Below are 4,741 nucleotides of genomic sequence, written 5' to 3'. Positions count from 1 at the left end.
GCCCCCGCCATCGCGCCCGCCGCCGCGGCCCCGGCCGCCGGGCTGGCCACCCCGGCGGCCGGGGCCGCGGCGGCGGGCGCGATGGCGGGGGCTGTCTCGGTACACGCTCCGGCCGGGTTCTTCAGCACCGCGGGCGGCTTCGAGTACCCGGCGTTCCTGGGCTATGTGGCGGCCGGTCTGGGGATCACCGGGCCGGGCCGGTTCTCCGTGGACCACGCCACCGGCCACTGCCTGGACCGCCCATGGGTGGTGGCCGTCGCCTCCACGGCCAGCGCGGTGGCGGCGGCGGTGGTGCTCAAGCGGCGGGCGGCGGCCCTTGCGGAGCGGGAGGCGGCGGCGGGTGTGAGCCCGGACGGGGAGGTCGAGCCCTGAGCGGGCGGTGCGGCGGGCGCTGCGGGCTGCGGGGACGGGGGTGAGCCCTGAGCGGGCTTCCTGGCGCGGGCGGGGGCTGCGGGGCGCGGACGGGGTTCGGCGGCGCGGACGAATGCGCGGGGCGTAACGGCGAGGGCAGGGCGTGCGCGGGGCGCATCGCGCTGTGCCGGGCTTCCGTGCCGGCCCTGGACGGAGGGGCCAGGAGGGATCATTACGGGCCGCCGACGGGGGCTGCCCGAAGGTCGAGCCGAGGCGCGAACCATGCCCTGCGAAAGAGCGGACCAACCGGATCCGGAACACCCGGATCCGTTGAATCCCAGGTGATACCGCGGCTCGTGGCCGAATCTTTCACTGCAGCACCCCCGCTCAGTGATACATCCGAGCCTGGCGGCGCTGAGCTGAATACGAGTCCTTGCCAGGGCACGGCTTCTCCGAAACACCGCACGCGGCCCGTATCGGCACCGCTACGGTAAGTCGCGAGGTGGTCCGCTGGGGGGCGCGGCGAGTCGATGGCCGGGAGGAGAAGGTACATGGTGCACGGACGCATCGGCGGGACGCCCGCCGAGCATCTCGACGGGCTGTTGGCCCGCGCCCAGAACGGATTCGAGATCGACGAGGCGTTCCTCGTCCGGCTGCGCGACGCCCTGATGCACCAGACCGAACTGCGCTCCTGCCGGCAGTGCAACGACGCCCCGCGCCCACTCGGGTACGGCACCTACCGGCACGTCTTCCTGCTCCCCGACGGGACCAGTGAGGTGCTGTGGGAGCTGGAGCACCACACCGGGATGGACGTACGGCCGCTGTACGAGCTGTACACCGACGAGGAGACGCTGGTGCAGGCCGAGCGCCGGGCCCACGAGCGGACCGGCGGCGGCCTCTGGGAGGAGTACACGGCGGATGTGATGCGGCTGTCCGACCAACTGCTGCACACCCCGCTGCCGGTGGAGACCGCGCGGGTGTACGTGGCCGACAACTCGGCCGACCACGCCCGCCGGGTGCTGCGCCGCGCGGAGAACGACGACCGGCCGGGCGAGGACGTCGAGCAGCTGCTGGCGACGGCCTTCGCGCACGACATCGCGCTCGCCCCGAAGCCGCGCCGCCGCCCCGGCGGTCCGGACGCCACCTGGTGCCGTTTCTACGAGCACGCGTTCCTGCTCGCCGGCGGGGACGAGATCAGCCTCTGGGAGCTGGAGCACAACCTGACCAGCGACGGGCGGCTGGTCTGCGAGGTCTACCTGGACGAGGCCGCCGCCGAGCTGGCGGCGGACCGGCGCGCGAGGGCCCTCGGCGTCGACCTGTGAGCCGACCCGGGCGTCGGTCGCGTCCTTGCCGGATTCGGGCCTGGCCCTGACCCAGCTGGTCCGCTGGGCTCGCGGGTGTGGGCGGCCTGCGGAGGATCGGCCTTCCGGGTGTGCCCCACATGGCCGACACCGATTCGCCCGCCCGCCCCGCAGCCGGGAGCCTGAAGGGGCGGGTGGCAGACGGGTCCGTACCGATGCGGGCGTTGGGGACGGCCCTCGCCACGAGGCCGGGGACACGGCCGGCGGACCAGCGGGAGTGACCGGTGCGGGTGCGAGGGGACAGGGCTGCTGGCCCGGGGCGCGCGGCGAATCCGTACCCGCACTTCGCTCGGTGGGTTCCGGCCATACTGATCGCCGGGGGCGTGGTCTTCGACCTGCTCACGCCGCCCCGGCTCAGCTCCGCCCCGTTCCTGTCCGCCGCTCCGCTGATCGCGGCCCCGTTCAGCACGCTCACGGTCACCGCGGTCACCGCCGTGGCCTCCACCGCCACCGCCTTGGTGCTCTCCCTGCTGCACGGGGTGCACGGCCATGTCGAGGGCGCGATCGAGGTCGTCACCGTGCTGACCGTGGCGCTGCTCGCGTTGGCGGCCAACCAGGTGGTGCACCGCGGCGCCCAGCGGCTGGCCTCGGCCCGCGGGATCGCGGAGGCGGTGCAACGGGCGGTGCTGCCCGTGCCCGCGCCGGAGCTGGGCGGACTGCGGATCGCCGCCCGGTACGCGGCGGCGCAGGCGGACGCCCGGATCGGCGGCGACCTGTACGCCGTGCAGGAGACCCCGTACGGCGTGCGGTTCGTCGTGGGCGATGTGCGGGGCAAGGGGCTGGGCGCGGTGGAGGCGGTGGCCGTGGTGCTGGGCGCCTTCCGGGAGGCCGCGGAGGAGGAGAGCGGACTGGAGGGGCTGACCCGGCGGTTGGAGCGGGCGCTGGACCGGGAGGGGCGGCGGCGCGCCAACCTTGATCAGTTCGAGGGCTTCACCACGGCGGTGCTGGGCGAGATCACACCCGACGAGTCCACCCTGCGACTGGTCAACCGGGGGCACCCGGCTCCGCTGCTGCTGCTCACCGACGGCTCGGTGCGCCTCGCCGAACCCGCGGTGCCCGCCCTGCCCCTGGGCATGGGCGAACTGGGCTGCTGGCCCGAACGGGTGGACGAGCTGGCCCTGCCGCAGGGCGCGATGCTGCTGCTGTTCACCGATGGGGTGACCGACGCCCGCGATCCGGACGGCGTCTTCTACGATCCGGCCGAGCGGCTGCGCGGCTGCCTCTTCCGCGGCCCGGACGTCCTGCTGGACGCGCTGATCGACGATGTCGCACAGCACACCAGGGGTGCCGCGGCGGACGACATGGCGCTGCTGGCGATCCATCGGATCGCCGAACCGCGCGGCGTCCGCAAACGGGTGACGGGGCGTGGGCTGGAACGGAGCACCAAGCGCCGTGGCGCTGCCGAACCGGGCGAGGCCGGTCTCACCGCCAGCGAGCAGCAGAGCGTCACGGAGAGTAGGCATCCATGACCGGTGTGCGTAACGATTGACGTACGATCACCGACTGCTCTGCCCGCTACCCCTCAGTATCCGGTGGCAATTTGTTCCAGATTGACTGGCGATGGGTGGTAAATGATCGTCAAAGCTCCCTGGATTCCGGTGAACGGCTTGGAATCAGCTCGCGCTGTCTATTAACGTTCGATAACGCAGCGCGGTCGTCACAACCGCCGCAAGAGGCGGCACCGTGCGCCGTCGCCGAATCCCGCGACACCAGGGAACCGGGGAACCACCAACCTTGGGGTGAATCGGGTCCGCACCTTGGACCCGTAGGAGACCTTCCTGCTCCGAACCCGTCAGCTAACCCGGTAGGCGAGACGGAAGGAAAGGAGTGCGCCCCCGTGGCGTCCAACAGGTCTGCCCTCGACGAGGCACCCACCGGCTTCTCCGGCGCCGGTCACGACACCGGCCCCGACAGCGCCGTTCCGGGTGAGGCGGGCTTCGAGGAGTGGAACCCGACCGCCGAGTCGATCGCTCCGGTCCGCGGTCGGCACCGGGTCGCCAAGCAGCGGGGCGGCGGCATGGCACGCAGCGGCGCGGTACTCGGCGTCGGCGTCATCGCCGCGGTCGGCGCGGGGGGCATGGCAACCGCCAAGGACCGTCCCAACGCCCCGATATCGATGCCGGACGTCGCCCATCTGGCCGGCGAGGTCCAGGACGCCCTCCCCAGCCCCGACGAGCTCCCCGGCATCGGCGGACTGTTCTCCGACGGGGACTCCGCCGGCCCGTCCGACGGCTCGACCGTCGCCCACCAGCCGCTGTCCACCGCGGGGCTCACCGCCCAGGACCGGGCCAGCGGCGCCACCGACGCCGGGGAGGCGCTCCGCGCCCGCATCATGCGGCAGGCCGAGCAGCAGCAGGACTCCGCCGAGGCGGCCGAACGGCTGGCCGCGGAGAAGTCCGCCGCCGAGGCCGCAGCCAAGCAGGCGGCGCAGCGGAAGGCCGCCGAGACCGAGCGGCGCAAGGCCGAGGCGGAGGCCAAGCGGAAGGCCGCCGAAGCGGAGGCCAAGCGAAAGGCGGATGAGGAGGCCAGGCGGAAGGCCGAGGCGCAGCGGAAGGCGGAGGCCGAGCGCCTCGCCAAGCTCGCCGGCTCCTACGTCCTCCCCGTCGCCTCCTACACGCTGACCGCCGACTTCGGGCAGGCCGGCGACATGTGGTCCGCCGACCACACCGGCCAGGACTTCGCCGCGCCGACCGGCACCCCGGTGAAGGCCGTACACGGCGGCACCATCACCCAGGCCGGCTGGGCCGGAGCCTATGGCTACCGCATCGTGCTCACCCTCGATGACGGCACCGAGATCTGGTACTGCCACCTATCCTCCATGGTGCAGACCTCCGGCGCGGTGGACACCGGCGAGGTGATCGGCCGGGTCGGCGCCACCGGCAACGTGACCGGCCCGCACCTGCACCTGGAGGTGCGCCCGGGCGGCGGTTCCCCGATCGACCCGATGCCCTGGCTGCGCGATCACGGGATGAACCCCTGATCCGACACCATCCCTGACCCGACCGGCCCCAATCTCCCGGTCACCCCTC

The 4,741-nt window shown here is 73.3% G+C and carries 4 protein-coding genes and 1 riboswitch; all 4 genes read left to right on the top strand.

Translation table 11 applies throughout. The features are described 5' to 3' along the window. On the top strand, positions 1-372 hold a 372-nt coding region (locus E4099_RS29140; protein ID WP_425348283.1), incomplete at its 5' end, for a DoxX family protein. Positions 373-902: 530 nt separating this feature from the next. Continuing rightward, complete coding sequence (locus E4099_RS33780; protein ID WP_209446791.1) at positions 903-1,673, top strand: DUF6227 family protein; 771 nt, start codon at positions 903-905, stop codon at positions 1,671-1,673. Between the two features lie 362 nt (positions 1,674-2,035). Beyond that, a complete protein-coding gene (locus E4099_RS29130; protein ID WP_386389157.1) occupies positions 2,036-3,181 on the top strand; it encodes a PP2C family protein-serine/threonine phosphatase in 1,146 nt (381 codons plus the stop codon). A gap of 213 nt (positions 3,182-3,394) precedes the next feature. Then, positions 3,395-3,538, top strand: a riboswitch (cyclic di-AMP (ydaO/yuaA leader). An 11-nt stretch (positions 3,539-3,549) separates the two neighbouring features. Continuing rightward, positions 3,550-4,692, top strand: a complete 1,143-nt coding sequence (locus tag E4099_RS29125) for a M23 family metallopeptidase (RefSeq protein WP_245245287.1) — start codon at positions 3,550-3,552, stop codon at positions 4,690-4,692. Positions 4,693-4,741: the final 49 nt, after the last annotated feature.

Origin of the sequence: Streptomyces palmae (genome assembly GCF_004684805.1) — a bacterium.
Lineage (GTDB): Bacteria > Actinomycetota > Actinomycetes > Streptomycetales > Streptomycetaceae > Streptomyces > Streptomyces palmae.
The sequence above is the reverse complement of the archived record's forward strand: the minus strand, read 5'-3'. Positions and strand labels throughout refer to the sequence as shown.

Bases quoted from the DNA above. Each gene is read 5' to 3' on its own strand.
- E4099_RS33780 (WP_209446791.1), top strand. From the start codon at position 903: ATGGTGCACGGACGCATCGGCGGGACGCCCGCCGAGCATCTCGACGGG.